Raw genomic sequence first — 25,816 nt, 5'->3', positions numbered from 1 at the left:
ATCAGTCCTCCTGGTTCTGCGGCGTCTCGTCGGACATGAAGCGCGCCAGGTACATGGATTGCAGGATAACGAAGACAAATGTCAGTCCCGTTAGCCCGAAGAGTTTGAAGTTCACCCAGACCTCCTCGCTGTAGCCGTAGGCCACGTAGAGGTTGAGCAGGCCCATGGCGAGAAAGAACACGCCCCAGGCGAGATTCACGCTGCGCCAGGCCTCGGCGGGTACGGTGATGGCGTGGGCCATCAGGCGTTCCATGATCGGTTTCCGGCCGATGAACTGGCTGCCGATGATGACGATGCCGAACAGCCAGTTGAGCAGGGTGGGCTTCCACTTGAAGAACAGCGGATCGTGCAGGGCCAGCGTGAGCCCGCCGAAGACCGCGATCAGGGCCAGCGAGACCAGGTGCATGGTCTCGACGCGGCGTGTGCGCAGCCAGTGGACGCCCACCTGGGCGAAGGCGGCGAGGATCGCGACCAGGGTGGCGAAGAACATGGCATCCTGGGCCTCGCCGGCGCGCAGGCCCAGCGGCAGCACGGTGTTGATGGCGTCCACCACCGGGGCCGGCAGGGCCGCGTAGCCCTTGTAGGCCACGAAGAAGAGCAGTACCGGGAAGAAGTCGAAGAGGAATTTCATGCGGGCGGCGTCGGTTCCCAAAGCGCCATCATACCCGAAGCCGTCTGGACGAAAAACACCATGCGGAGGCTGGCATCGCGGGTGGGCTTCTGTAAAATGCCGTTTTTCCAACGTTTTTCAGGTCGGGCATGAGCCAGTATTTCGAGATCCATCCGGAAAACCCCCAGGTACGGCTGATCCGCCAGGCGGTGAAGATCATCCAGGAGGGCGGAGTGGTCGTCTACCCGACGGATTCCTGTTATGCCATCGGCTGCCTGATCGGCGACAAGAACGCCATGGAGCGCATCCGCCGCATCCGCGACCTGGACGACAAGCACAACTTCACCCTCATGTGCCGCGAGCTGTCCGATATCTCCACCTACGCGAAGATGGACAACATCGCCCACCGCCTGATCAAGGGCCTTACCCCAGGCCCCTACACCTTCATCCTCAAGGCCACCCACGAGGTGCCGCGGCGCCTGCAGCCCAAGCGCAAGACCATCGGCGTGCGTATCGCCGACAACGCCATCTGCCAGGCCCTGCTGGCCGAGCTGGGCGAGCCGCTGATGAGCACCACGCTCATCATGCCCGATGCGGACATGCCCCTGACCGACCCTTACCAGATCCGGGTGTTCCTGGAGCACGAGGTGGACCTGGTGATCGACGGCGGCTTCAGCGGCCTGGAGCCAAGCACCGTGATCGATCTCACCGAGGGCCATCCCGAGGTGCTGCGCAAGGGGCTGGGCGATATCAGCTGGCTCAACCAGCACTAGCCCCTGTGGCCTGCCGGGCCGCGGCGTTTTTCGCTGATACCGCCCCCCGCCTTTCACGTATAATGCGCCGGACATGAGCATCATCCAGGCCATCAGCATCCTCGCGCTGCCCATCCTGTTCGCCATCACCCTGCACGAGGTGGCGCACGGCCTGGTGGCCCGCCACTACGGCGACCGCACGGCCGAGCAGCTCGGTCGGCTCTCGCTCAATCCCCTGCGCCACATCGATCCCGTCGGCACCGTGATCGTGCCGATCGCCCTGTTCGCCTTCACCGGCTTCATCTTCGGCTGGGCCAGGCCCGTGCCGGTGGACTTTCGCAACCTGCGCAATCCCCGGCGGGACATGGCCCTGGTGGCCCTGGCCGGGCCCATGGCCAACCTCGGCATGGCGCTCATCTGGGCCATCCTCATGAAACTGGGTATGATGCTGCACACGGGCACGCCGTTCATCGGCGAGCCGCTGATGTACATGAGTGCGGTGGGCATCTTCCTCAACCTGATCCTGATGGTGCTGAACCTGTTGCCCATCCCGCCGCTGGACGGCGGCCGGGTGCTCGCCGGCATCGTGCCGCCGCGCTACGCGGCCCTGCTGGACCGGGTGGAGCCCTTCGGTTTCTTCATCCTGCTGTTCCTGCTGCTGGTCGGCCTGCTGGGCTATCTGCTCTGGCCGCCGCTGATGTACCTCACGGGGCTGATCGAATCGGCCTTCAATCTCCCCAACGTGCTGCTGTTCGTGCGCTCGTTGTGGGGATGAGAGATAACCTGTCCTGAGGAGTTGTTTTGAGTAGCATTCCCGCGCAAAACCAACGTGTCGTCTCCGGCATGCGGCCCACCGGCCGTCTGCATCTCGGTCACTACCACGGGGTCCTGAAGAACTGGATCGAGCTGCAGCACAGCTACGAGTGCCTGTTCTTCGTCGCCGACTGGCACGCCCTCACGACGCATTACGAAGAGCCGGGCGTCATCGCCGACAACGTCTGGGACATGGTGATCGACTGGCTGGCCGCGGGTGTGAGCCCGGGGGCCGCCAAGCTCTTCATCCAGTCGCGCGTGCCCGAGCACGCCGAGCTGCACCTGCTGCTGTCCATGATCACGCCGCTGGGCTGGCTGGAGCGCGTGCCCACCTACAAGGACCAGCAGGAAAAGCTCAAGGAGCGCGACCTGGCCACCTACGGCTTTCTCGGCTACCCGCTGCTGCAGAGCGCCGATATCCTCATCTACAAGGCCGGCCTGGTGCCGGTGGGCGAGGACCAGGTGGCGCACGTGGAGCTCACCCGTGAGGTCGCGCGCCGCTTCAACCACCTCTACGGGCGCGAGCCGGGCTTCGAGGAGAAGGCCGAGGCCGCCATCGACAAGATGGGAAAGAAGAACGCCAAGATGTATCGCGAGCTGCGCAAGAGCTACCAGGAGCAGGGCGACGACCAGGCCCTGGACGTGGCCCGCGCGCTGCTGGATTCGCAGCAGAACATCTCCATCGGCGACCGCGAGCGCCTGTTCGGCTACCTGGAAGGCTCCGGCAAGATCATCCTGCCCGAGCCCCAGGCCCTGCTCACCAAGGCCTCGAAGATGCCGGGCCTGGACGGCCAGAAGATGTCCAAGTCCTATGGCAACACCATCGCCCTGCGCGAGGACCCGGCCGAGGTGGAGAAGAAGCTGCGCACCATGCCCACCGACCCGGCGCGCGTGCGCCGCACCGATCCGGGCGACCCGGCCAAGTGTCCGGTCTGGCCCCTGCACGAGGTCTACTCGGACGAGGATACGAAGGAGTGGGTGCAGCAGGGCTGCCGCTCCGCCGGCATCGGCTGCGTGGAATGCAAGGGCCCGGTGATCGAGGCCGTGCTTGCCGAGCTCAAGCCCATCCGCGAGCGTGCGCAGGAGTACATCGACGACCCGGGCGCCGTGCGCAGCGTGATCGCCGAGGGTTGCGAGGCCGCCCGCGACATCGCCGAGGAGACCCTCGACGAAGTGAAGAAGGCCATGGGCCTTGCCTACCGTTGAGATCATGCACCATGAGTGAGCAGCCAACCGTCATGGGCGCCGGGCAGCACGAGATGCCGTTCGCCATCGTGCTGGGCGAGCCGCTCACCATGCCGCCGCAGGACCTCTACATCCCGCCCGACGCGCTGGAGGTGTTCCTCGAGGCCTTCGAGGGGCCGCTGGACCTGCTGCTGTACCTGATCAAGCGTCAGAACCTCGATATCCTCAACATCCCCATCGCCGAGATCACCCGGCAGTACATGGAATACGTCGAGGTGATGAAGGAGCTGCGCCTGGAGCTGGCCGCCGAGTATCTGGTGATGGCCGCCATGCTCGCCGAGATCAAGTCGCGCATGCTGCTGCCGCGCCCGGTGGAGGCCGACGACGAGGAAGACCCGCGCGCCGAGCTCATCCGTCGCCTGCAGGAATACGAGCGTTTCAAGCAGGCCGCCGAGGACATCGACGAGCTGCCGCGCGTGGAGCGCGACATCCACCTGGCCTCGGTGCAGCCGCCGGACCTGAAGCAGGACCGGCCCGACCCGGACGTCGACCTGCGCGAGCTGCTGCTGGCGCTCTCCGAGGTGCTGCGCCGCGCCGACATGTTCACGCACCACCACATCCAGCGCGAGTCGCTCTCCGTGCGCGAGCGCATGTCGCAGGTGCTGAGCAAGCTGGAGCCGAACAAGTTCATCGAATTCACCACCCTGTTCACGGCCGAGGAAGGGCGCCTCGGCGTGGTCGTGAGCTTCCTCGCCGTGCTCGAACTGCTCAAGGCACACCTCATCGAGCTGGTGCAGGCCGAGCCCTTCGCGCCGATCTACGTCAGCCCGGCCGGTGCCGCCCAGGCGGACGAAGGGCCGTGACGGGGACGGCGGGAGATGGAACAGGGTGTACTCGAGATCAGGGGCAGGACATTCATGGATAACACCAAACTGAAGAAGATCATCGAAGGCGCGCTGCTGGCGGCCAGCCAGCCGCTGGCCGTCGAGCAGCTGGAGAAGCTGTTCGTGGAGGGCGAGGAGCGGCCCACGCGCGACGAGATCCGCGAGGCGCTGAGCGATCTCGAGGGCGACTGCGCCGAGCGCGGCTACGAGCTCAAGCAGGTGGCCAGCGGCTATCGATTCCAGGTGCGCCAGGAGTTCGCGCACTGGGTGGGGCGCCTGTGGGAGGAGAAGCCGCCGCGCTACTCGCGCGCCACGCTCGAGACCCTCGCGCTCATCGCCTATCGCCAGCCCATCACCCGCGCCGAGATCGAGGAGATCCGCGGCGTGAGCGTGAGCAGCAACATCATCAAGAGCCTCACCGAGCGCGACTGGATCCGCGTGGTGGGTCACCGCGACGTGCCGGGCAAGCCGGCCATGTACGGCACCACGCGCGGCTTCCTCGACTACTTCAACCTGAAGAGCCTCGACGAGCTGCCGACGCTCGCCGAGCTGCGCGACCTGGACAAGCTGCACCCCGAGCTCGGCCTCGACAACCCGGACCAGCCGCAGGAGGCGCCATCGCGTCCTGCGGCCCGGGAAGGGGCCGAAGAGGAGGAGCGCTTCGAGGAGACGGAGGCCGCATCGATGTCCGCTGCGGCCGATGCCGGGGAGGCGTCCGCCGCTGACGCCGACGCCGACGAGGACGAGCCCACCATCGAGATGCCGATGTTCACCGACGCCGATGCCGAGGCCGAGTCGCAGGGCTCCATGGAGCCGGTCCTCGACGAGGCCCCGGCGCAGAATGATTCACCCGCGGAAGGCGACGCGGACCGGGATGACGAGGAAGACGTCGAGTCCTTCCCTGAGGATGAGGATCAGTCTGAGGACGAGGACGATGCGACCGCCGGGGACGATGACCCGCAGCGGCTGCACTAGTCACCGGGTGGTGGTCCTTCCATGAAGACCATCGCCATCACCGGCGGCGCCCAGGGGATCGGGCGCGGCATTGCAGCGTTTTTCGCGCAGCGGGGCTACGCGGTCTCCTTCGCCGATCCGGCGGTGGATGCCGGCGCCGAGCTGGTGGCGATGATCGAGGCGGCCGGCGGTCGCGCCATGCACCTGCCCGTCGATGTCGCCGACGCCGAGGCGGTGACGGAATGGATCGCGCGCACCGAGGCCGCCTTCGGCTGTCCCGACGCGCTGGTGAACAATGCCGGCATCCAGCGCAACGCCCCGTTTCTCGAACTCTCCCCCGATGACTTCGACCGCGTGATCGCCGTGAACCTGCGCGGCAGCTTTCTCTGCGCCCAGGCCGTGGCCCGGCGCATGGTGGCTCTGGGCCGCGGCGGGGCCATCGTCAACATCGCCTCCACCCGCGCGCTCATGTCCGAACCCGGCACCGAGGCCTACACGGCATCCAAGGGCGGCATCGTCGCACTCACCCACGGCATGGCCATCAGCCTCGGAGAACACGGCATCCGCGTGAACTGCATCAGCCCCGGCTGGATCGAGGTGGGCGACTGGCAGTACTCGGCGCGCGCGCAGACTCCGCAGCACAGCGAGCGCGACCGCCTGCAGCATCCGGTCGGACGCGTGGGCGTGCCCGAGGACATCGCCCGCGCCTGCCGCTTCCTCATCGAAGAGGCCGATTTCATGACCGGCCAGAACCTCGTCATCGACGGTGGCATGACGGTGAAGATGATCTACGAGGAGTAGCGGGGAAGACGGGGTTTGCCGCGGAAGGCACGGGGCACTCAGAGGCAAACACATCGCCTCTATGGCCAGAAAAACACCCCGCACCTCGCCGCCGCCGGCCGCGGCGGTTAGCATAGGCCGATGCGTTACGCCGTCCCGCTCATCGTCATCGCCCAGCTCTTCGGCACCTCGCTGTGGTTCAGCGCCAACGGCGTGGGGGACCAGCTGCTGCTCGCCTGGGGGCTGTCCACGCGCGACCTGGGCACGCTGACCTCGGCGGTGCAGCTCGGCTTCATCGCGGGCACCCTGCTGTTCGCCGTCTCCGGCACGGCCGATCGTTTTCATGCCAGCCGCCTGTTCCTCGCAGCCTCGCTCTGCGGCGCGCTCGCCAACCTGGGGCTTGCCTGGGTGGCGGACTCGCTGACCTCGGCCCTGGTCTTCCGCTTCCTCACCGGCCTGGCCCTGGCCGGGATCTACCCGGTGGGCATGAAACTGGTGGTGAGCTGGGCGCCACAGCGGCGCGGCGAGGCCCTGGCCTGGCTGGTGGGCATGCTCACGCTGGGCACCGCCACGCCCCATCTGCTGCAGGGGCTGGGCGTGGGACTGGGCTGGCCCTGGGTGGTGAGCCTCGCCTCGGCCCTGGCCGTGCTCGGCGGGGTGATGGTGGTGCTGCTCGGCGATGGACCGCACCTGCCGCGTGCGGCGCGCCTCAACTGGGGCGGGGTGTTCGCCGCCTTCCGCCGCCCGGGGTTTCGCGCCGCGGCCTTCGGCTACTTCGGTCACATGTGGGAGCTCTATGCCCTGTGGGTGCTGGTGCCGCTGCTGCTGGCCGGGATCTATCCCGATGCGTCGCGCCACGGCCTCTCGCTGCTCGCCTTCGCGGTGATCGGCATCGGTGCGCTGGGCTGCGTGCTGGCCGGGCGCTGGAGCCGGCACATCGGCAGCGCCCCGGTGGCGGTCATCGCGCTCGCCACCTCCGGCCTGCTCTGCCTGGTCTATCCCTGGCTGCAGGGCCTGCCCGCCCCCCTGTTGCTGGCCGCGCTGCTGCTGTGGGGGCTGGCGGTGATCGCCGACTCGGCCCAGTACTCGGCGCTGGCCTCGCAGCATGCCCCGCCGGAGGGGGTGGCCAGTGCGCTCGCCATCATGAACAGCATCGGCTTCGCCCTGAGTGCCCTGGCCATCCCGCTGGTCTCGGGGCTGTGGGACCGGCTCGGCGTGCAGGTGAGCTGGTTGATGCTGCCGGGCGCGGTGCTCGGCGTACTGGCGATGCTGCCGCTGCTGCGGCCACGGCGCCGCGACGGGGCCTGAGCGGGCGGTGCCCGGCTACAGGGCCCAGGCGAGCACCAGCGAGAGGCTGACGATGCTCGCCAGGTTGGCGATGAAGACGATGGAGGCCACGCGTCGCGGCTCCTGCCCGAATTTTTCCGCCACCATGTAGTTGAGCACGGCCGGGGGCAGGGCGGCGAAGATCAGCAGGTAGGCGAACTGCTGGCTCGACAGGCCGATGACGGGCTGCAGCAGCAGGGCCATGAGCAGCCCGCTGCCCGGCGCCAGCACCGCGGCCCAGAGACCCAGGCGCCAGTCCGAGAGATCGGCATCCACCATGCGCACCCCCAGGGTGAAGAGCATGAGCGGGATGGCGATCTGCCCCACCATCTCCACCGGCACCGCGATGATCTGCGGCACGGTCAATCCGCTCAGGCTCACGCCGATGCCGGCGATGCTCGCCGCGATCATGGGGTTGCGCAGCATCGTCCAGATGCGTTCGCGGTGATTCATCATGTAAAAGCCCACGCTGAAGTGCAGCGTGTTCTCCACGATGAAGAGCACGATGGCGGCGGGCAGGGCGGCCTCGCCGAAGGCGAGCAGCAGGATGGGGATGCCCATGTTGCCGCTGTTGGTGAACATCATGGGCGGGACGAAGGTCTTCCACTGCACCTTCAGCAGCCAGACGAAGGGCAGCACCAGCAGCCCCGAACCCAGCACCACCAGTGCGGCAGCCAGCGCGAGCTCGGAGTAGTCCGCCAGGTGAAAGCCCTGCGCCGACAGCGCGCTGAAGATCAGCGCCGGGGTGAAGACGTCCATGTTGAGCCGGTTGGCGGTGTCGATCTCGGTATGGAAGCGCCGGCCGTAGCCGTAGCCCAGGGCGACGATGAGAAAGACGGGCAGGACGGTTTGCAGGACGGGCAGCAGGTTCACGCGGGATGTTGCTCGTTGACGGATGCGGTCGGCGGCATGCGCCGCCGGTGCGTCAGTTCTCCACCGGCAGGTCGTTGCGGTTGCCCCAGTCCGACCAGGCGCCGGGATAGCCGCGCACCCGCGCAAAGCCCAGGGCCCGGAGCACCAGCCAGGTATGGGCGGAGCGGTGGTGGGTCTGGCAGTAGGTGATGACCTCCCGCTCCGGGGTGATGCCCAGGTGTTCCAGCATGGGCAGCAGCACCTCGGGGTTCTTCACCCGCAGGTTGTTGCTGCTGTCCATGGCCTGGGTCCATTCCATGTTCACCGCGCCGGGGATGTGGCCGCCGTGGGTGGCGCGCCGGTCGGCGCCGCGGAACTCGTCGGGGCTGCGCGCATCGAGCAGGACCACGTCCGCATCGCTCAGGTGATCGCGGATGTAGTCGGCATCGGCGACCACGTCGCCGACGTAGCGCGCCCGGTAGTCGCTCGGGCAGGTGGTTTCCTCGTCCTGGGTGAGGGGGTGGCCCTCCCGGGCCCAGGCATGGTGGCCGCCGTTGAGCAGGCTGATCCGTGCATGGCCGTAGGCGGCCAGGGTCCAGAGCAGCCGCGCAGCGCGGCCACCACCCTCGTCGTCGTAGGCCACCACGCAGCGGTCGGGGGTGAGGCCGATCCGCGAGGCGAGCCGGGAGACCGTGTCGGCATCCGGCAGCAGCCCCATCACCGGCGGCTCGGCGCGCACGATCTCGCCGTAGTCCAGGTGCAGGGCGCCCGGGATGTGCCCGTGGGCGTGGATCTCGGGCTTGCACAGGTCGACGATGAGCAGGCCGGAATCGTCCAGGCGGGACTCGAGTTCCTCGGGCTCCATCAGCAGCGGGCAGTCGGGCATGCGTCTCCTCCGGGTCAGTCGGATGCGGCCATGGCAGGTGGCGGCGCGGTCTCGGGCGAAGCGACGGGGTCCAGCACGGTGTTGATGCCGTCCAGGGCCGGGTCGGTCTCCGGATGATCGAGAGTATAGTGAAGACCGCGGCTCTCCCGGCGGGCCAGGGCGGAACGGATGATGAGGTCGGCCACCAGCACCAGGTTGCGCAGCTCGATCAGGTCGTTGGTGACGCGGAAGTTGCTGTAGTACTCGTGGATCTCGTGCAGCAGCAGGTCGACACGGCTCTTGGCGCGCTTCAGGCGCTTGGTGCTGCGCACGATGCCGACGTAGTCCCACATGAAGCGGCGCAGCTCGTCCCAGTTGTGCGAGACCACGACCTCCTCGTCGGAATCGGTGACGCGGCTCTCGTCCCAGGGCGGGATCCGGATGTCGGCGGCCGGCCGGTCGCGATGGGCCATGATGTGGTCGCGCGCGCCCTTGGCGAACACCAGGCATTCCAGCAGCGAATTGCTGGCCATGCGGTTGGCGCCGTGCAGGCCGGTGAAGGCGGTCTCGCCGATGGCATAGAGGCCGTCGATGTCCGTCCGGCCGTCGAGGTCGGTCATCACCCCGCCGCAGGTGTAGTGGGCGGCCGGCACCACCGGTATCGGCTCCTTCGTCATGTCGAAACCGAATTCCAGGCAGCGGGCGTGCACGGTGGGGAAGTGTTCGAGGATGAAGTCGGCCGGCTTGTGGCTGATGTCGAGCAGCACGTTGGAAATGCCCAGGCGCTTCATCTCGTGGTCGATGGCGCGGGCGACGATGTCGCGCGGGGCCAGCTCGCCGCGGCTGTCGAAGCGGGGCATGAAGCGCTCGCCGTTGGGCAGCAGCAGCCGGCCGCCTTCGCCGCGCACGGCCTCCGTGATGAGGAAGGACTTTGCCTCGGGGTGGTAGAGGCAGGTCGGGTGGAACTGCATGAACTCCATGTTTGCCACCCGGCAGCCCGCGCGCCAGGCCATGGCGATGCCGTCGCCGGTGGCCGTGTCCGGGTTGCTGGTGTAGAGGTAGACCTTGCTGGCCCCGCCGGTGGCCAGCACCACGAAGCGGGCGCGGAACACCTCCACGTGGCCGCTGTCGCGGTTGAGCACGTAGGCCCCCGCGCAGCGGTTGGGGCGGGTGCCGGGCCTGGCCGTGGTGATGAGGTTGACCGCGATGTAGCGCTCATAGAGATCGAGGTTGCGGTGCTGGCGGGCGGCGCCGACCAGGGTGGTCTCGATGGCCTGGCCGGTGGCGTCGGCGGCATGCACCACGCGCCGGTGCGAGTGCCCTCCCTCGCGGGTGAGGTGCAGGCCGGTCACGCCCTTGTCGGTCTGCTCCATGCTGAAGGGTACGCCCTCGTGCATCAGCCACTCGATGGCGTCGCGCGAGTTCTCCACGGCATGGCGCACCACGCCGGGGTCACAGAGCCCGGCCCCGGCCTCCAGGGTGTCGTGCACGTGCGACTCGACCGAGTCGGTCTCGCTCATCACGGCCGAGACGCCGCCCTGGGCGTACATGGTGGAGCCCTCGGTCAGCGGCCCCTTGCTGAGCACGGCGACACGCAGATCCTCGGCCAGGCGCAGGGCCAGGCTGAGACCGGCCGCACCGCTACCGATGACGAGGACGTCGTGGTCGTGAAAGACCGAGTTTGCTTGAGGCTGGGTCATGAGTGGGGTATTTTGTCACACTTTGTGGCGGCCAGCATCGCACCGGGACGGAATTTCGGCCCCCCGACGAACGGCCCCATTCCCCATTTCTCCCCCATGAACTTTGCAGCCGCGAACAGGTCGATAATGCTTGAACATGACAGGACAGCGAAGCGGAGGGCCGCGCCCTGATGGGCAACAAGCCTTCCGACCTTGAACTGGTCAAGCGTGTTCAGGCCGGCGACAAGAAGGCCTTTGACGTCCTGGTGCTGAAATACCAGCACAAGATCGTCAACCTGGTGTCGCGTTATGTGCACGATCCGCACACGGCCCAGGACGTCGCCCAGGAGGCCTTCATCAAGGCCTACAAGGGGCTGGCGCGGTTCCGCGGCGACAGCGCGTTCTACACCTGGCTGTACCGGATCGCCATCAACACGGCCAAGAATTACCTGGTTGCGCAGAATCGCCGCACGCCGGCGACGGACGTGGATGCGCAGGAGGCGGAACAATACGGCGGGGAATCGGCTCTCAAGGAGTATGCCTCGCCCGAGCGTCAGCTCCTGAGCGAGGAGATCGAGAAGACGATCTTCGACGCCATCGAGGCCCTGCCGGACGACCTGCGCACGGCGATCACGCTGCGCGAACTCGAAGGCATGAGCTACGAGGAAATTGCCGAGGCCATGGAATGCCCCATCGGTACCGTGCGTTCCCGCATCTTCCGGGCACGTGAAGCGATCGACCGCAGTCTGCGGCCCCTGATCGAGACGAATTAGTGAACACTGCAAGAGAGCACTGCCATGGGTGTTAGCAAAGACGAACATCTGTCGGCCCTGGTCGACGACGAGGCCGGTGATTTCGAACGTCGTCGCCTGACGGACGAACTCATCCACAACGCGGACGACCGGGCACGCTGGTCCCGCTATCACCTGATCGGTGACGTGATGCGCGGCGAGGCGCCCGCCATGCTCGATTCGGGTTTTGCGGCACGCATCAGCGCGGCGATCGCCGAGGAGGAGATGGAGGCCGCACCGGCCTCGCTGCAGGCGCGGCGCCTCACCCGCCCGGTGGTCGGCTTCGCGATGGCCGCCTCGGTGGCCGTGGCCACGGTGCTGGGCGTACAGGGCCTGATGGGGCCGGAACAGACGCCGGGCAGCGGGGCCACCCTCAGCGCCCAGGCCCCGGCGGCCGCCCCCGAGGCCGTGCGCCAGGTCGCCATCACCCGCGTGCCCGTCGAGGCCCAGGCGGCCGGCGATACGCGGCGCACCACCGTCAACCTGAACAACTACATCGTCCGTCACACCGAGTATGCCTCCCAGCACGGCATGCTGCCGCAGGCGCGGGTGGTCGGCTACACCGTCCAGGGTGAATAGCCGCCTCATGCGTCTGGCCGTCCTGATCCTCGCCCTCTCGCCGGCGCTGGCGCTGGCCACGGAAGACGCCCGCCAGTGGCTGGATCGCATGAACCAGGCCGTACAGGGCCTGAGCTACGAAGGCACCTTCGTCTATTCGCGTGACGGTCAGATGGAGACCATGCAGATCGTCCACGCCCCCGGCCCCGATGGCCCCCGCGAACGCCTGGTCTCGCTGTCCGGCGAGGCCCGCGAGATGATCCGCGACCATGGCGTGCTCACCTGCATCTGGCCCGGCAGCCGCTCGGTGGTGGTGGAGCCCGCCCGTACCAGCAAGGGCCTGGCCCGTCCCATCGATACGCAGGCCATGCCCCTGGAGACGAACTACAGCCTGGCCGTGAAGGACCGCGAACGCGTGGCGGGGCTCAACTGCCGGCAGGTCGAGGTCCGTCCGCGTGATGCCTATCGCTTCGGCTACCGCCTCTGCATCGCCGAGGACAACGCCATGCTGCTCAAGTCGACCATGCTCGACGAGCAGGGCCGGTCCATCGAGCAGCTCATGTTCACCAGCATCCGTTTCGACGAGGCCATCGACCCCGAGCGCTTCACCTCCGACCAGGCGGATACCCCGCGCCCCAGGCCGGTGGATGACAGCCACCCGGTGGATGCCGGCTGGCAGCTCTCGACCCTGCCGCCGGGCTTCGCCCTGCGTGCCGTGGTGAGTCGCCCGCTCAAGGAGGGCAGCGACCCGGTGCAGCAGATGATCGTCTCCGACGGGCTGGCCTCGGTGTCCGTGTTCATCGCCGAGCCGGGCATGGACGACCAGTACTACCAGGGCGTGACCGGGGCCGGTGCCCTGCATGCCTTCGCGCGCGTCGTCGAGGGCCACCAGGTCACGGTGGTGGGCGAGGTGCCGGAGGCCACGGTGCGCCTGATCGGCGATGCCCTGGTCTACGAGGACCCCGACTCGTGATCGAGGAGAACGCCCGCGTCGTCCGCCGTGAAGGCGATTACGCCTGGGTGGAGACCCAGCGCAAGTCCGCCTGCGGCCAGTGTTCAGCGCGCAAGGGCTGTGGCACCTCGGTGCTCGACAAGGTGCTCGGGCGCCGCCGAAGCGTGGTGCGGGTGCTCAACCCGGTGGACGCCGCGCCCGGCGACGAGGTGGTGATCGGCCTGGGGGAGGGCGCCTTCGTGCGCGGCTCCCTCGCGGTCTATGCCCTGCCGCTGGTCACCCTGCTGCTCGGCGCCATCCTGGGCGAGTGGCTGGGCGGCAGCGACGCCCTGTCGGTGCTCGGCGGTCTGCTGGGCCTGGCCGCCGGCTTTGCCTGGGTGGCGCGTTTCACCCGCCGTATCGGCAACGACCGGCGCTACCAGCCGGTGATCCTGCGTCGCCTGCCTGCGCCGGCCCTGCGGGCGCATGGCGTTTTTGCCCCCTGATTGTCATAATACCCCGCTGTTTCACACGCATTAGCTGATCATGGTGTTCATGATGCGCAAGCCTGTCCGGCATGCCCTGATAGTCGTCCTTCTCTGCCTCGGCCTTCTCGCCAGCCCCGCGATGGCGGCACGCGCCGCGCTGCCCGACTTCACCCCGCTGGTGGAGGCCAACAGCCCCGCCGTGGTGAACATCGGCACCACCCGCAAGGTCTCCGTGCCCCGCGGCATGCCGCCGGGGCTCGATCTGCCCGAGCACGAGATGTTCGACGAGCTGTTCCGCCGCTTCTTCGGCGAGGGCGGCGAGCCGGAGGAATTCGACACCACCTCGCTGGGTTCGGGCTTCATCGTCTCCAGCGACGGCTACGTGGTCACCAACCACCACGTGGTGAAGGACGCCGACGAGATCGTGGTCAAGCTCAGCGACCGCCGTGAACTGAAGGCCGAGCTGGTGGGCAGCGACCCGCGCACCGACATGGCCCTGCTGAAGGTGGAGGGCGAGAACCTGCCGACGCTGCGCATCGGCAGTTCCGAGGACCTCAAGGTCGGCGAATGGGTGCTGGCCATCGGTTCGCCCTTCGGCTTCGAGCTGTCGGCCACCGCCGGCATCGTCAGCGCCAAGGGCCGCAGCCTGCCGAGCGAGAACTACGTGCCCTTCATCCAGACCGACGTGGCCATCAACCCCGGCAACTCGGGCGGCCCGCTGTTCAACCTCGACGGCGAGGTGGTGGGCATCAACTCGCAGATCTACAGCCGCACCGGCGGCTTCATGGGCCTGTCCTTCGCCATCCCCATCGAGGTGGCGATGGACGTGGTCGAGCAGCTCAAGACCACCGGCCAGGTGAGCCGCGGCTGGCTCGGCGTCTACATCCAGGAAGTCACCCAGGACCTGGCCGAATCCTTCAAGATGGACAAGCCCAGCGGTGCCCTGGTCGCCCGCGTGCTGCCGGGCAGCCCGGCGGAGAAGGCCGGCATCAAGGTGGGCGACGTGATCCTGAGCTTCAACGGTCGCGAGGTGGAGAGCTCCTCGCGCCTGCCGCCGCTGGTCGGCTCCACGCCGGTGGGCAGGAAGGTGCCGGTGAAGGTGCTGCGCCAGGGGCGCGAACGCACCCTGCGCGTCACCATCGAGAACCTGCCGGAGGATGACGCACTCGCCAGCCAGGAGTCGGCACCGGCCGGGCCGGACACGCGCAACGCCCTGGGGCTGAGCGTCACCCAGCCGGACGCCGAGACCCTGTCGGCCTACGGCCTGGAGGCGGGCGGCGTGCTGGTGACCGGCATCGCCGACGGGCCGGCCAACCAGGCCGGCATCCGCCGCGGCGACATCATCCTCATGATCAACGGGGAGGAGATCCGCTCGTTGGAGGATTTCGACCGGGTGGTCGCCGGCCTGCCGAAGGGCCGCTCGGTGCCGGTGCTGGTGCAGCGCACCGCCGGTCCCGTGTTCCTGGCCCTGCAGCTGGAAAAGTAAGGCCGATGCCGGATGGCGGGACGCGACGCCCGGGGCCGACGGCCCGGCTCACGGTCTATAGCCGCATCGGCTGTCATTTATGTGAAGACATGCAGGCGCAACTGATGCGCCTGCAGTCGCAATGGAATTTCGAATTCGAGGTGATCGATATCGACGAGGACGCGGCACTGCGCGAACGCTTCAACGTGAAGGTTCCGGTGCTCGCCCTGGGTGACGACATCATCTGCTGTCACTTTCTCGACGAACGCTCACTTCTAGACGCACTGACGTAGGGCACATGGAACAGCAATACATCCGCAATTTTTCGATCATTGCCCACATCGACCACGGCAAGTCCACGATCGCCGATCGCTTCATCCAGACCTGCGGCGGCCTCACCGACCGCGAGATGGCCGAGCAGGTGCTGGACTCCATGGACATCGAGCGCGAGCGCGGCATTACCATCAAGGCGCAGAGCGTCTCGCTGCTGTATCCGGCCGAGGACGGGCACACCTACCAGCTGAACTTCATCGACACCCCCGGGCACGTCGACTTCTCCTACGAGGTGTCGCGTTCGCTGGCCGCCTGCGAGGGCGCGCTGCTGGTGGTGGACGCCTCGCAGGGCGTCGAGGCGCAGAGCGTGGCCAACTGCTACACGGCCATCGACCAGGGCCTGGAGGTGGTGCCGGTGCTCAACAAGATCGACCTGCCGGCGGCCGAGCCGGACCGGGTGATCGGCGAGATCGAGGAGGTCATCGGCATCGAGGCCACCGACGCCCTGCGCGTGAGCGCCAAGACCGGGGTCGGCATCAAGGATCTGCTGGAGTCGCTGGTCAAGCGCATCCCGCCGCCGGGCGGCGACCGCAGTGCGCCGCTCAAGGCGCTGATCATCGATTCCTGGTTCGACAACTACCTGGGCGTCGTGGCCCTGGTACGTGTGATGGAAGGGGAGATCCGTCCCCGGCAGAAGATCCAGGCCATGTCCATCGGCCGGCCCTACCAGGTCGACAAGGTGGGCATCTTCACGCCCAAGCCGGTGGACCGCGAGGCCCTGCAGGCCGGCGAGGTCGGCTTCGTCATCGCCGGCATCAAGGACATCGACGGCGCCAAGGTGGGGGATACCTTCACCAGCATGGACCATCCCGCCAGCGAGCCCCTGCCGGGCTTCCGCGAGGTGCAGTCGCGCGTCTTCGCCGGCCTGTTCCCGGTGAGCGCCGACGACTACGTGGACCTGCGCGAGGCGCTGGAAAAGCTCAAGCTCAACGACGCGGCGCTCAACTTCGAGCCCGAGACCTCCGAGGCCCTGGGCTTCGGTTTCCGCTGCGGCTTCCTCGGCATGCTGCACATGGAGATCGTGCAGGAACGCCTGGAGCGCGAGTACAACATCGACCTGATCACCACGGCGCCCACCGTGATCTACGAGGTGGAGACCACCAAGGGCGAGGTGCTCAACATCCACAACCCGTCGCAGCTGCCGCCGGTGAACGAGATCGCGGAGATCCGCGAGCCGATCATCACGGCGAACATCCTCATGCCGCAGGAATACGTCGGCAACGTGATGACCCTGTGCATCGAGAAGCGCGGCGTGCAGAAGCAGATGCGTTATCTCGGCAGCCAGGTGCAGCTCAGCTTCGACCTGCCGCTGGCGGAAGTGGTGCTCGACTTCTTCGATCGCCTGAAGTCGGTGAGCCGCGGCTTCGCCTCCTTCGACTACGAGCTCTCGCACTTCCAGGCCGAACCGCTGGTGCGCGTGGACGTGCTGATCAACGGCGAGCGCGTGGATGCCCTGTCGATCATCGTGCACAAGTCCGTGAGCCAGCAGCGCGGTCGCGAGCTGGTGGAACGGATGAAGGACATCATCCCGCGGCAGATGTTCGAGGTCGCCATCCAGGCGGCCATCGGCGGGCACATCATCGCGCGCTCCAACGTGAAGGCCCTGCGCAAGAACGTGCTGGCCAAGTGCTACGGCGGCGACGTGAGCCGCAAGCGCAAGCTGCTGGAGAAGCAGAAGGCGGGCAAGAAGCGCATGAAGCAGGTGGGCAAGATCGAGATCCCGCAGGAGGCGTTTCTCGCGGTGCTCAAGGTCGACAACAAGTAATCGAACAGTAAACAACAGGGAAGCCGTGTAAATGAGCCCCAGTTTTCAATTCATGCTGCTGGCCACCGGTGTCGTCACCGGGGTGATCTGGCTGGCCGAGCTGCTGGTGCGCCGCTATGCCCTGCAGGGCGACGGCGAGGCCGCGCCGGCCGGCGAGCCGACGGGCATGCGCTATCAGCTGGCCCAGTATGCGGGCTTCATCGCCGTGGTCTGCGCGGTCATCCTGCTCATTGCCTGGGCGGGCCTGGAGCTGTTCCTGGTGCTGGCGACGCTGGCCACCGGCATTGTCTGGCTGGCGGATGCCGCCGTGCTGCGTCGCCGCCGCAAGGGTAAGGTGGCCGGCGGCGAACCCTTGCTGGTGGAATACGCGCGCTCCTTCTTCCCGGTGCTGCTGGTCGTGCTGCTGCTGCGCAGTTTCGTGGTCGAGCCCTTTCGCATTCCTTCCGGCTCCATGATGCCCACCCTGCTGGTGGGCGACTTCATCCTGGTGAACAAGTTCCACTATGGCCTGCGCCTGCCGGTGATCAATACGCAGATCACGGAAGGGGAGGCGCCGCAGCGCGGGGATGTCATGGTGTTCCGCTATCCCGAGAACCCGAAGGTCAACTACATCAAGCGCATCGTCGGCCTGCCCGGCGACCGCATCGCCTATCGCAACAAGGTCATCCACATCAACGGCGAGCCGCAACCGCAGACCAGTCTCGGTTTCTATGGCCTGCACGGCGGCAATGCCGTGTCGCTGCGGGAGGAGAACCTGGATGGCGTCTCCCATCACATCCTGATCGAGCACAGCCGGGTGTTCGGCGATGGCGAGTACACCGTGCCCGAGGGGCATTACTTCGTCATGGGCGACAACCGCGACAACAGCAACGACAGCCGGCGTTGGGGCAGCGTGCCGGCAGAGAACCTGGTTGGCAAAGCCTTTTTCATCTGGCTAAACTGGGATTTCGCCAACGGCGAGCACGACTTTTCGCGCATCGGCAATACCATCAACTAACAGGGGAAGGGACGGTCATGAGGGGACCCGCACGTCAGGCAGGTATGTCCTATTTCGGCTGGCTGATCGCCATCGGTCTGGCCGGCGTCATCGTCGTCGTCGGGTTGCGACTGATGCCGATCTATCTCGAATACTTCACGGTGAAGACCACGCTGGAGAACGTGGCGGCCGAGGCGGGCGTGAGCAAGAAGAGCAAGCGCTACATCTGGGATCGTATTGAAAAGCGTTTCGAAGTGAACGACGTGACCGGTATCAAGATCGACAACCTCACCGTCGAGATCGACAACAACAACATGGCCACGCTGCGCATCGCCTACGAAAAACGCAGCAAGCTCATCGGCAATCTCGACGTGGTGGCGGTGTTCGACACGCAGGTCAAGGCCAACTGAGCACCATGGCATCCAGCCCTTTGCGGGAGCTGCTCGACGAGGCCGTTCTGGCCTCGTCGCGTTTCCAGCAGGCGATCACGCACCGCAGCGCCGGCGGCCGGCACAACGAACGCCTGGAGTTCCTGGGCGACAGCGTGCTGGGGCTGGTGATCTCCGCCTACCTGCACGAGAACTGCCCGGATTGCGACGAGGGCGGGCTGAGCCGCCTGCGCGCCTCGCTGGTGAAGAAGGAGAGCCTGGCCGAGCTGGGGCGCGACCTCGCCCTGGGCGACTGGCTCAGACTCGGTGCCGGCGAACTCAAGAGCGGCGGCTTTCGCCGCGACTCCACCCTGGCCGATGCGCTGGAGGCGATCATCGGTGCGGTGTTTCTCGAGCGCGGCTTCGCCGAGGCCCGCGACTTCGTCCTCGCCCTGTATCGCGAGCGCCTGGCGAGCCTGCCCAGCGTCGACGACCTCAAGGACCCGAAGACCCGCCTGCAGGAGTTCCTGCAGGGCCGCGAGCAGGAACTGCCCAGCTACGAGGTGATCGACGTGCGCGGCAAGCCACACAACCAGAAATTCACGGCGCGCTGCCTGATCCCGGCGCTCGACATCGTCACCGAGGGGGAGGGCAGCAGCCGCCGCAAGGCCGAGCAGGCCGCCGCCACCGAGGCGCTCCACCTCCTGCAGGAGAAAAAATCATGATGCGTGCCGGATTCGTCGCCCTGGTCGGCCGACCCAACGTCGGCAAGTCCACCCTGCTCAACCGCCTGGTGGGCTACCGGGTGGCGGCCATCGCCAGCAAGCCGCAGACCACGCGCAGCCAGATCCGCGGCATCGTCACCCAGGACGATGCGCAGCTGGTGTTCGTCGACACCCCGGGGCTGCACGAGGACGCGAAGACCCTGCTCAACCGTTCGCTCAACGCCGCGGCCGTGGCCGCGCTGGAGGAGGTGGACGTGGTCGCCCTGCTGGTGGAGGCGGGACGCTTCACGGCCGAGGACGAATACGTGCTCAAGCGCCTCAAGCACCTGAACAAGCCGCTGGTGCTGGTGATCAACAAGGTGGACCGCCTGAAGTCGCCCAACGAGGTGCTGGGCTTCATCGACAGCATGCAGAAGCGCCACGACTTCGCCGAGATCGTGCCGCTGTCCGCGCAGACCGGGGCCAACTGCGACGAGCTGGTGAAGACGCTCAAGGCCTACCTGCCGGAATCCGGGCTGCTGTTCCCCGAGGACCAGATCACCGACAAGTCGGTGCGCTTCATCGTCGGCGAGCTCATCCGCGAGCAGGTCATGCAGCGCCTGCACCAGGAGATCCCGTACTCGGTGGCCGTGGAGGTGGAGGAGTTCGACGAGCAGGAATCGCTGGTACGCATCGGCGCGGTGATCTGGGTGGAGCGCGACGGGCAGAAGGGCATCGTCATCGGCAAGAAGGGGCAGATGCTCAAGGCCATCGGCTCGGGGGCGCGTACCGCCATCGAGGCCTTTCTCGAACAGAAGGTGTACCTGCGTCTGTGGGTGAAGGTGAGCGAGGACTGGCAGAACGATCCGCGGCGCTGGCAGCAGTTCGGTGTGGATGCCCCCTAGTCCGGCCGGTGGTACGCCATGCGCGCAGACGATGACGCCTCGCTCGCCTACATCCTGCACCGGCGGGCCTATCGCGAGAACAGCCTGATCCTCGACGTGCTCAGCCGCGACCAGGGGCTGGTGTCGCTGGTGGCGCGCAAGCGCAGCGGGCGCAAGGCGGCCTCGCCCATCGCCTACGAGGCCTTCCGCCGCCTGCGGCTGCGCTGGCGCGGGCGCGGCGAGCTCAAGACCCTCACCGGCCTGGAGCAGGCCGGCAACCTGGACCTGGGGCGCGAGCGGCTGCTGTTCGGCCTGTACATCAACGAGCTGATGATGCGTCTGCTGCCGCGCGGCGAGGCCGAGCCGGCGGTGTTCGAGGCCTACGAGCAGGCACTGCTCGGCTGGTCGGCCGGCGCCCCGGCCTGGGCGGTCGCCACGCGCTTCGAGATCGCCCTGCTGCAGGCGCTGGGCTACGGCCTGGAGCCCGATGCCGGGATGGAGCACATGGGCATGGCGGCGGGGCAGGCGCCCCGCGGGCGCATCCCGCCGCTGTCGGCGGCGGCGGCCCGGGTCGCGGAACAGATCCTGGAAGGGGAGGACGTCCCGCTCGCGGGGCCCGTGCTGGCCGAGCTGCGCCAGCTGCTGGACGCGTTGTTTTATCATTACCTGGCCGGACGCCGTCTGCGCACGCGCGCCCTGTTGCCGTCGTCACTGACCTGTTGATTCCTGAAGGGCCATCGTCATGAAGCTTGGTGTGAATATCGATCACGTCGCCACCATCCGCCAGGCGCGCGGGACGGCGTATCCCGACCTGATGCAGGCGATACGCGAGGCGGAGGCCGGCGGCGCCGACGCCATCACCATGCACCTGCGCGAGGACCGGCGCCACATCCAGGATGCCGACGTCTTCGCCGCGCGCGAGGTGCTCACCACCCGGCTCAACCTGGAGATGGCCGCCACCGACGAGATGGTGGGCATCGCCGGCCAGGTACGCCCCGAGGAGTGCTGCCTGGTGCCGGAGCGGCGCGAGGAGCTCACCACCGAGGGCGGACTGGACGTGATCGGCCAGCGGGCGCGGCTGACCGAGGTCTGCGCGGCGCTGGCGGCCATCGGCGCGCGGGTCTCGCTGTTCATCGAGCCCGAGCCGGCACACCTGGACGTGGCGCGCGAGATCGGCGCGCCGGTGGTGGAGCTGCACACCGGGGCCTATGCCAACGAGCGCGGCGCGGCCCAGGCCCGCGAGCTCGAGCGCATCCGCGCCGCGGTGGCCCACGGCACGGCCATCGGCCTGCAGGTGAATGCCGGCCACGGGCTGGACTACGACAACACGCCGGCGGTGGCCGCCATGCAGGACATCGTCGAGCTCAACATCGGGCACGCCATCGTCGCGCGTGCGCTGTTCGTCGGCCTGCGCCAGGCCGTGGCCGAGATGAAGGCCCTGATGACGCCGGCGGCCTGATGCACATCGTCGGCATCGGGGTGGACATCGTCGCCATCGCCCGCATGGAGGGGCTGCTGGCGCGTCACGGCGAGCGCTTCGCCCGGCGCATCCTCGGCGAGACCGAATTCGCCGAGTTCGGCAAGACCCCGCACCCGGCCGCCTTCCTCGCCAAGCGTTTCGCCGCCAAGGAGGCGGTGAGCAAGGCGATGGGCACGGGGTTTCGCGACGGCATGCGCCTGGCCGAGGTGGGCGTGGCCCACGACGCCCTGGGGCGCCCGCTGGTGGCGCTGAGCGGGCGGGCGGCCGAGGTGGCGGTGGAGCAGGGTATCGATGCCTGGTTCATCAGCCTGGCCGACGAGAAGGATCTGGCCATCGCCTACGTCACGGCCGTGCGTCAGGCCTGAGGGGTAGGCTTACCCGGCAAACGGGTCGGGCAGGGCCAGCAGGGCGTCGATCTCTTCCAGCAGCCGCGCATGGCGCGCGTCCACCAGGTCCGGCCGCGGCGCGCGGTCGCGCCGCCGCAGCTCGGCCTCGAGCTGGGCGGCGGCCTGCCTCAGCCGGTCGGCGCGGCAATGCCCGGCGGCACCGTGGATCTGGTGCACCAGGTCGAGGAACACCGCCGGCTCCTCCCGCTGTGCCGGCAGCTCCCGGCGCTTCTGCGCCAGGTCGGCGCGCAGCATCTGAAAGAGCTCGGCCGCCAGCGCCGCATTGCCGCCGGCGGCCTCGATGGCGGCCTCGCGATCGTGCACCGCCCCGCTGTCGGCGGCCGGGGCGTCCGCGGCCGCATCCCCGCCCTCGACGCAGCGAAACACGGCCTCGCGCAGCCGCGCCTCGGACAGCGGCTTTTGCAGCAGGCCATTGAAGCCGGCCTCGCGGATGGCCGCGTGCACTTCGGGGTCGGCGTCGGCGGAGAAGGCGAGCAGCGGCGGGGCGCCGGCCAGCTGGCTGATGGCGCGGGCGGCGGTGTAGCCGTCCACCCCGGGCATGCGCAGGTCCAGGATCACGCAGTCGTAGCGTTGCTCGAGGACGCGGGCGATGGCCTGGTTGCCGTCGTTCACCGTCTCGCAGTGGGCGCCGAGGTTGGCGGCCAGGGCCGAGAGCAGGGTGCGGTTCACGCTGTTGTCGTCGGCCACCAGCAGGCGCAGGCCCTGCAGCGTGTCGTTGTCGGGTGCGTCCATGTTGTCGTCCTGAATCCCTGAAATCCATCGATTGCAGCAGCGCGCCGCCGGCACGAATCTGGCGACAGTATAGCCAGACTCGCCCCGTTACTGTATTCGCGGCAGCGATTTCCCTAGAATCGGTGCATTCCAAGGAGCGAACATGAGCCTGAACTATCCCACCATCGAGGCCTTCGTCGGCAACACGCCCCTGGTGCGCCTGCAACGCCTCAATCCCAACCCGCGCAACACCGTGCTGGTGAAGCTCGAGGGCAACAACCCGGCCGGTTCGGTGAAGGACCGCCCGGCGCTGAACATGATCCGGCGCGCCGAGGAGCGCGGCGAGATCCGCCCGGGCGACACCCTGATCGAGGCCACCAGCGGCAACACCGGCATCGCGCTGGCCATGGCGGCGGCCATCAAGGGCTACCGCATGGTGCTCATCATGCCGGACAACATGAGCGCCGAGCGCCGCGCCTCGATGAAGGCCTATGGCGCCGAGATCATCCTGGTCACGCGCGAGGAGGGCATGGAGGGCGCGCGCGACCTCGCCCAGGCCATGCAGGCCGAGGGCAGGGGCCGCGTGCTCGACCAGTTCGCCAACCCGGACAACCCGCTGGCCCATTACGAGGGCACCGGCCCCGAGATCTGGCGCGACACGCAGGGCACGGTCACGCACTTCGTCAGCGCCATGGGCACCACCGGCACCATCATGGGCGTGTCGCAGTACCTCAAGGAACAGGATCCGAACGTGCAGATCGTCGGCGTACAGCCCACCGAGGGCTCGAGCATCCCGGGCATCCGCCGCTGGCCGCAGGCATACCTGCCGCGCATCTTCGATGCCGCGCGCGTGGACCGGCAGATCGACGTCGACCAGGCCGATGCCGAGGAGACCATGCGCGCCCTGGCAGCAAAGGAGGGCATCTTCTGCGGCGTGTCCTCGGGCGGGGCGGTGAGCGCCGCGCTGCGCCTGAGCGCGGAGGTGGAGGGGGCCACCATCGTCGCCATCGTCTGCGACCGCGGCGACCGCTACATCTCCACGGGGGTGTTCCCGGCATGATGAACGTGATGGTATTCGACATCGAGACCATTCCGGATGTCGCCTCCGCCCGCCGCCTCAACGACTTCGACGGGCTCAACGATGCCGAGGTCGCCGAGGCGCTGTTCGCCCTGCGCCGGCTCAAGACCGGCTCCGACTTCCTGCCGCACTACCTGCACCGCATCTGCGCCATCTCCGTGGTGTTCCGCTCGCGCGACACCTTCAAGGTCTGGTCGCTGGGCGAGCTCGAGTCCGACGAGAAGGAGCTGGTGCAGCGCTTCTTCGACGGCATCGACCGCTACACCCCCACTCTGGTGTCCTGGAACGGCGGCGGCTTCGACCTGCCGGTGCTGCACTACCGCGCTCTGCAGCACGCCATCGCCGCCCCGCGCTACTGGGAGATCGGCCAGGAGGACCAGAGCTTTCGCTACAACAACTACCTCTCGCGCTTCCACTGGCGCCACGTGGACCTGATGGACGCCCTCTCGGGCTTCCAGGCGCGCGCGGTGGCCCCGCTGGACCAGATCGCCACCATGCTCGGCTTCCCCGGCAAGATGGGCATGAGCGGGGCCAAGGTGTGGGATCACTACCAGCAGGGCGACCTCAAGGGCATCCGCGACTACTGCGAGACGGACGTGCTCAACACCTATCTCGTCTATCTGCGCTTCGAGCTCATGCGCGGCAACCTCACGCCCGAGGGCTACGCCGCCGAATGCCAGGTGGTGCGCGATGCCCTGGCCGGCGCGGAGGAGATGCACCTGCGCGAGTTCCTCGCCGCCTGGCAGGCCGACGAGGCGCAGTAACATGGCGCGACGACGCAGAAGACCGCCGGCCACGCCGGTGGAGGCCGTCATCGAATCGCTGGCCCAGGACGGGCGCGGCGTCACCCACATCGACGGCAAGGCCGTGTTCGTCGACGGCGCCCTGGCCGGCGAGCGGGTGCGCTTTATCTACACCCACCAGGCCCGGCGGCACGACGAGGGCAGGGTGGAGACCGTGCTCGAGGCCTCGCCGGATCGCGTCACGCCGCATTGCCCGCACTTTGGCGTGTGCGGCGCCTGCAGCCTGCAGCACCTCGACCCGGTGGCGCAGATCGCGGCCAAGCAGCAGTCCATGCTCGATGCCCTCAAGCACATCGGCGGCGTGCAACCGGAGCATATCCTCGCCCCGCTCACGGCCGATCCCTGGGGTTATCGCCGCAAGGCGCGCCTGGGCGTGCGCTACGTGCGCAAGAAGGGCCGGGTGCTGGTGGGCTTTCGCGAAAAGCGCGCGAACTATCTGGCCGAGCTCGAACGCTGCGCCGTGCTGCACCCGAGCGTGGGCGAGCGCCTGCTGGACCTCGCCGCCCTCATCGAGGGCATGGCCGCGCGCGAGCAGATCGCGCAGATCGAGGTGGCCGTGGGCGACAACGCCACCCAGCTCGTCTTCCGCCACCTGGTGGAGCTCGACGCCCCCGACCGTCAGCGCCTGATCGACTTCGCCAAGGCCACCGGCTTTTTCATCAGCCTCCAGCCCGGCGGCCCCGAGACCGTCACCCCGCTGTACCCGCAGGCGCAGCCGCTCTACTACGAACACCCGGCCTATGACGTGCGCGTCGACTTCCAGGCCCTGGACTTCACCCAGGTGAACGCCGGCATCAACCGCAAGATGGTGCCCTACGCCCTGGAGCTGCTGGACGTACAACCCGAGGACGTGGTGCTCGACCTCTTCGCGGGGCTGGGCAACTTCACCCTGCCGCTCGCCCGCCGGGCCAGACAGGTAGTGGGCGTGGAGGGCGACGAGGTGATGGTCGCCCGGGCCAAGGCCAATGCGCTCGCCAACGGCATCGAAAACACCGCTTATTATGCTGCCGACCTCATGGGCGACATGACCGGCGCGCCCTGGCTCAAGCAGGCCTACGACAAGATCCTCCTCGACCCCCCGCGCCTCGGCGCCCAGGAAGTCATCGCCCACATCGGCAGGCTCGGCGCCAGGCGCATCGTCTACGTCTCCTGCCACCCGGGCACCCTGGCCCGCGACGCCGGCCTGCTGGTAAAGGAACACGGCTACCGCCTGGTGAGCGCCGGGGTCATGGACATGTTCCCGCACACCGCGCACGTGGAGTCGATCGCGTTGTTCGTAAAGGACTAAAGAGGGGCGCCACAGAGGGCACGGAGGACACAGAGAAGGCAAGGGTTCGTAGGAGCGCCGAAAGGCGCGATCAAGGGCTGCAGCCA

At 67.8% G+C, this 25,816-nt stretch carries 29 protein-coding genes; 24 read left to right on the top strand and 5 right to left on the bottom strand.

Annotation, left to right across the window (positions count from 1 at the left end; translation table 11 throughout):
* Position 1 precedes the first annotated feature (1 nt).
* Complete coding sequence (locus tag HUJ28_06735; GenBank protein MBD3619148.1) at positions 2-631, bottom strand: septation protein A; 630 nt, start codon at positions 629-631, stop codon at positions 2-4.
* 128 nt (positions 632-759) lie between these two features.
* Between HUJ28_06735 and HUJ28_06730 the strand changes: the two genes are divergently transcribed.
* From HUJ28_06730 to HUJ28_06700, 7 genes are all read left to right on the top strand, one after another.
* Complete coding sequence (locus HUJ28_06730; GenBank protein ID MBD3619147.1) at positions 760-1,383, top strand: threonylcarbamoyl-AMP synthase; 624 nt, start codon at positions 760-762, stop codon at positions 1,381-1,383.
* Between the two features lie 73 nt (positions 1,384-1,456).
* Positions 1,457-2,137 (top strand): site-2 protease family protein, encoded by a 681-nt coding sequence (locus HUJ28_06725; protein MBD3619146.1) that lies wholly within the window; start codon positions 1,457-1,459, stop codon positions 2,135-2,137.
* Between the two features lie 26 nt (positions 2,138-2,163).
* Complete coding sequence (locus HUJ28_06720; protein MBD3619145.1) at positions 2,164-3,381, top strand: tryptophan--tRNA ligase; 1,218 nt, start codon at positions 2,164-2,166, stop codon at positions 3,379-3,381.
* A gap of 11 nt (positions 3,382-3,392) precedes the next feature.
* Positions 3,393-4,223: a segregation/condensation protein A gene (locus HUJ28_06715; GenBank protein ID MBD3619144.1), complete on the top strand. Its 831-nt coding sequence runs from the start codon at positions 3,393-3,395 to the stop codon at positions 4,221-4,223.
* A 54-nt stretch (positions 4,224-4,277) separates the two neighbouring features.
* A complete protein-coding gene (gene scpB, locus HUJ28_06710) occupies positions 4,278-5,219 on the top strand; it encodes an SMC-Scp complex subunit ScpB (GenBank protein ID MBD3619143.1) in 942 nt (313 codons plus the stop codon).
* 21 nt (positions 5,220-5,240) lie between these two features.
* Positions 5,241-5,999: a glucose 1-dehydrogenase gene (locus tag HUJ28_06705; GenBank protein ID MBD3619142.1), complete on the top strand. Its 759-nt coding sequence runs from the start codon at positions 5,241-5,243 to the stop codon at positions 5,997-5,999.
* Between the two features lie 120 nt (positions 6,000-6,119).
* Positions 6,120-7,286 carry an MFS transporter gene (locus HUJ28_06700; protein MBD3619141.1) on the top strand — a complete coding sequence of 389 codons (1,167 nt, stop codon included), beginning with the start codon at positions 6,120-6,122 and terminating at the stop codon, positions 7,284-7,286.
* 15 nt (positions 7,287-7,301) lie between these two features.
* Here the strand turns inward: HUJ28_06700 and HUJ28_06695 are convergent, their stop codons facing one another.
* Genes HUJ28_06695 through nadB form a run of 3 tightly spaced genes read right to left on the bottom strand, consistent with a single transcriptional unit; the run spans position 7,302 to position 10,721 of the window.
* Positions 7,302-8,177 (bottom strand): AEC family transporter, encoded by an 876-nt coding sequence (locus HUJ28_06695; GenBank protein MBD3619140.1) that lies wholly within the window; start codon positions 8,175-8,177, stop codon positions 7,302-7,304.
* Between the two features lie 52 nt (positions 8,178-8,229).
* A complete protein-coding gene (locus HUJ28_06690) occupies positions 8,230-9,042 on the bottom strand; it encodes a sulfurtransferase (GenBank protein ID MBD3619139.1) in 813 nt (270 codons plus the stop codon).
* A 14-nt stretch (positions 9,043-9,056) separates the two neighbouring features.
* Positions 9,057-10,721, bottom strand: a complete 1,665-nt coding sequence (gene nadB, locus HUJ28_06685) for an L-aspartate oxidase (protein MBD3619138.1) — start codon at positions 10,719-10,721, stop codon at positions 9,057-9,059.
* 170 nt (positions 10,722-10,891) lie between these two features.
* Between nadB and rpoE the strand changes: the two genes are divergently transcribed.
* The 14 genes from rpoE (at position 10,892) to HUJ28_06615 (ending at position 21,808) form a co-directional block, all read left to right on the top strand.
* On the top strand, positions 10,892-11,473 hold the full coding sequence (gene rpoE / locus HUJ28_06680; GenBank protein ID MBD3619137.1) for an RNA polymerase sigma factor RpoE: 582 nt from the start codon (positions 10,892-10,894) through the stop codon (positions 11,471-11,473).
* 24 nt (positions 11,474-11,497) lie between these two features.
* Positions 11,498-12,070 (top strand): sigma-E factor negative regulatory protein, encoded by a 573-nt coding sequence (locus tag HUJ28_06675; protein ID MBD3619136.1) that lies wholly within the window; start codon positions 11,498-11,500, stop codon positions 12,068-12,070.
* 7 nt (positions 12,071-12,077) lie between these two features.
* A complete protein-coding gene (locus tag HUJ28_06670) occupies positions 12,078-13,022 on the top strand; it encodes a MucB/RseB C-terminal domain-containing protein (protein ID MBD3619135.1) in 945 nt (314 codons plus the stop codon).
* Complete coding sequence (locus HUJ28_06665; GenBank protein MBD3619134.1) at positions 13,019-13,486, top strand: SoxR reducing system RseC family protein; 468 nt, start codon at positions 13,019-13,021, stop codon at positions 13,484-13,486. The genes HUJ28_06670 and HUJ28_06665 overlap by 4 nt, the downstream gene beginning before the upstream one ends.
* 52 nt (positions 13,487-13,538) lie before the next feature.
* The gene (locus HUJ28_06660; GenBank protein MBD3619133.1) at positions 13,539-14,954 is read left to right on the top strand and encodes a DegQ family serine endoprotease; all 1,416 of its coding nucleotides are present in this window, start codon (positions 13,539-13,541) and stop codon (positions 14,952-14,954) included.
* A gap of 5 nt (positions 14,955-14,959) precedes the next feature.
* Complete coding sequence (locus HUJ28_06655; protein ID MBD3619132.1) at positions 14,960-15,226, top strand: glutaredoxin family protein; 267 nt, start codon at positions 14,960-14,962, stop codon at positions 15,224-15,226.
* A 5-nt stretch (positions 15,227-15,231) separates the two neighbouring features.
* Positions 15,232-17,031, top strand: a complete 1,800-nt coding sequence (lepA, locus tag HUJ28_06650) for an elongation factor 4 (protein MBD3619131.1) — start codon at positions 15,232-15,234, stop codon at positions 17,029-17,031.
* Between the two features lie 166 nt (positions 17,032-17,197).
* Positions 17,198-18,028, top strand: coding sequence for a signal peptidase I (lepB, locus tag HUJ28_06645; protein ID MBD3619130.1), 831 nt, complete (start codon positions 17,198-17,200; stop codon positions 18,026-18,028).
* A gap of 17 nt (positions 18,029-18,045) precedes the next feature.
* The gene (locus HUJ28_06640; GenBank protein ID MBD3619129.1) at positions 18,046-18,417 is read left to right on the top strand and encodes a DUF4845 domain-containing protein; all 372 of its coding nucleotides are present in this window, start codon (positions 18,046-18,048) and stop codon (positions 18,415-18,417) included.
* A gap of 5 nt (positions 18,418-18,422) precedes the next feature.
* Positions 18,423-19,100 (top strand): ribonuclease III, encoded by a 678-nt coding sequence (gene rnc, locus HUJ28_06635; protein MBD3619128.1) that lies wholly within the window; start codon positions 18,423-18,425, stop codon positions 19,098-19,100.
* Positions 19,097-19,984, top strand: coding sequence for a GTPase Era (era, locus tag HUJ28_06630; protein MBD3619127.1), 888 nt, complete (start codon positions 19,097-19,099; stop codon positions 19,982-19,984). The genes rnc and era overlap by 4 nt, the downstream gene beginning before the upstream one ends.
* A gap of 18 nt (positions 19,985-20,002) precedes the next feature.
* Positions 20,003-20,686, top strand: a complete 684-nt coding sequence (recO, locus tag HUJ28_06625) for a DNA repair protein RecO (GenBank protein MBD3619126.1) — start codon at positions 20,003-20,005, stop codon at positions 20,684-20,686.
* Positions 20,687-20,705: 19 nt separating this feature from the next.
* Positions 20,706-21,422 (top strand): pyridoxine 5'-phosphate synthase, encoded by a 717-nt coding sequence (gene pdxJ, locus HUJ28_06620; protein ID MBD3619125.1) that lies wholly within the window; start codon positions 20,706-20,708, stop codon positions 21,420-21,422.
* Positions 21,422-21,808: a holo-ACP synthase gene (locus HUJ28_06615; protein ID MBD3619124.1), complete on the top strand. Its 387-nt coding sequence runs from the start codon at positions 21,422-21,424 to the stop codon at positions 21,806-21,808. Before pdxJ ends, HUJ28_06615 begins: the two co-directional genes overlap by 1 nt.
* Positions 21,809-21,817: 9 nt before the next feature.
* Here HUJ28_06615 and HUJ28_06610 read toward each other — a convergent pair whose 3' ends face one another.
* On the bottom strand, positions 21,818-22,582 hold the full coding sequence (locus tag HUJ28_06610) for a response regulator (protein MBD3619123.1): 765 nt from the start codon (positions 22,580-22,582) through the stop codon (positions 21,818-21,820).
* 142 nt (positions 22,583-22,724) lie between these two features.
* On the opposite strand from HUJ28_06610, the gene cysM reads away from it, so the two are divergent.
* Genes cysM through rlmD form a run of 3 tightly spaced genes read left to right on the top strand, consistent with a single transcriptional unit; the run spans position 22,725 to position 25,730 of the window.
* Entirely contained in the window at positions 22,725-23,621 is an 897-nt protein-coding gene (gene cysM, locus HUJ28_06605) for a cysteine synthase CysM (GenBank protein MBD3619122.1), read from the top strand.
* Positions 23,621-24,403, top strand: coding sequence for a 3'-5' exonuclease (locus HUJ28_06600; protein ID MBD3619121.1), 783 nt, complete (start codon positions 23,621-23,623; stop codon positions 24,401-24,403). Before cysM ends, HUJ28_06600 begins: the two co-directional genes overlap by 1 nt.
* Positions 24,330-25,730, top strand: coding sequence for a 23S rRNA (uracil(1939)-C(5))-methyltransferase RlmD (rlmD, locus tag HUJ28_06595; protein MBD3619120.1), 1,401 nt, complete (start codon positions 24,330-24,332; stop codon positions 25,728-25,730). The genes HUJ28_06600 and rlmD overlap by 74 nt, the downstream gene beginning before the upstream one ends.
* Positions 25,731-25,816: the final 86 nt, after the last annotated feature.

Source organism: Chromatiales bacterium, from assembly GCA_014762505.1.
Lineage (GTDB): Bacteria > Pseudomonadota > Gammaproteobacteria > SpSt-1174 > SpSt-1174 > SpSt-1174.
Note: the sequence above shows the minus strand (reverse complement) of the source record. Positions and strands in the feature narration are given on the sequence as shown.

Coding starts and splice junctions, on each gene's coding strand:
- HUJ28_06735 (MBD3619148.1), bottom strand. CDS start 631: ATGAAATTCCTCTTCGACTTCTTCCCGGTACTGCTCTTCTTCGTGGCC.
- HUJ28_06730 (MBD3619147.1), top strand. CDS start 760: ATGAGCCAGTATTTCGAGATCCATCCGGAAAACCCCCAGGTACGGCTG.
- HUJ28_06725 (MBD3619146.1), top strand. CDS start 1,457: ATGAGCATCATCCAGGCCATCAGCATCCTCGCGCTGCCCATCCTGTTC.
- HUJ28_06715 (MBD3619144.1), top strand. CDS start 3,393: ATGAGTGAGCAGCCAACCGTCATGGGCGCCGGGCAGCACGAGATGCCG.
- scpB (MBD3619143.1), top strand. CDS start 4,278: ATGGATAACACCAAACTGAAGAAGATCATCGAAGGCGCGCTGCTGGCG.
- HUJ28_06705 (MBD3619142.1), top strand. CDS start 5,241: ATGAAGACCATCGCCATCACCGGCGGCGCCCAGGGGATCGGGCGCGGC.
- HUJ28_06700 (MBD3619141.1), top strand. CDS start 6,120: ATGCGTTACGCCGTCCCGCTCATCGTCATCGCCCAGCTCTTCGGCACC.
- HUJ28_06690 (MBD3619139.1), bottom strand. CDS start 9,042: ATGCCCGACTGCCCGCTGCTGATGGAGCCCGAGGAACTCGAGTCCCGC.
- nadB (MBD3619138.1), bottom strand. CDS start 10,721: ATGACCCAGCCTCAAGCAAACTCGGTCTTTCACGACCACGACGTCCTC.
- rpoE (MBD3619137.1), top strand. CDS start 10,892: ATGGGCAACAAGCCTTCCGACCTTGAACTGGTCAAGCGTGTTCAGGCC.
- HUJ28_06675 (MBD3619136.1), top strand. CDS start 11,498: ATGGGTGTTAGCAAAGACGAACATCTGTCGGCCCTGGTCGACGACGAG.
- HUJ28_06670 (MBD3619135.1), top strand. CDS start 12,078: ATGCGTCTGGCCGTCCTGATCCTCGCCCTCTCGCCGGCGCTGGCGCTG.
- HUJ28_06660 (MBD3619133.1), top strand. CDS start 13,539: ATGCGCAAGCCTGTCCGGCATGCCCTGATAGTCGTCCTTCTCTGCCTC.
- HUJ28_06655 (MBD3619132.1), top strand. CDS start 14,960: ATGCCGGATGGCGGGACGCGACGCCCGGGGCCGACGGCCCGGCTCACG.
- lepA (MBD3619131.1), top strand. CDS start 15,232: ATGGAACAGCAATACATCCGCAATTTTTCGATCATTGCCCACATCGAC.
- lepB (MBD3619130.1), top strand. CDS start 17,198: ATGCGCTATCAGCTGGCCCAGTATGCGGGCTTCATCGCCGTGGTCTGC.
- HUJ28_06640 (MBD3619129.1), top strand. CDS start 18,046: ATGAGGGGACCCGCACGTCAGGCAGGTATGTCCTATTTCGGCTGGCTG.
- rnc (MBD3619128.1), top strand. CDS start 18,423: ATGGCATCCAGCCCTTTGCGGGAGCTGCTCGACGAGGCCGTTCTGGCC.
- era (MBD3619127.1), top strand. CDS start 19,097: ATGATGCGTGCCGGATTCGTCGCCCTGGTCGGCCGACCCAACGTCGGC.
- recO (MBD3619126.1), top strand. CDS start 20,003: ATGCGCGCAGACGATGACGCCTCGCTCGCCTACATCCTGCACCGGCGG.
- pdxJ (MBD3619125.1), top strand. CDS start 20,706: ATGAAGCTTGGTGTGAATATCGATCACGTCGCCACCATCCGCCAGGCG.
- HUJ28_06615 (MBD3619124.1), top strand. CDS start 21,422: ATGCACATCGTCGGCATCGGGGTGGACATCGTCGCCATCGCCCGCATG.
- HUJ28_06610 (MBD3619123.1), bottom strand. CDS start 22,582: ATGGACGCACCCGACAACGACACGCTGCAGGGCCTGCGCCTGCTGGTG.
- cysM (MBD3619122.1), top strand. CDS start 22,725: ATGAGCCTGAACTATCCCACCATCGAGGCCTTCGTCGGCAACACGCCC.
- HUJ28_06600 (MBD3619121.1), top strand. CDS start 23,621: ATGAACGTGATGGTATTCGACATCGAGACCATTCCGGATGTCGCCTCC.
- rlmD (MBD3619120.1), top strand. CDS start 24,330: ATGCCCTGGCCGGCGCGGAGGAGATGCACCTGCGCGAGTTCCTCGCCG.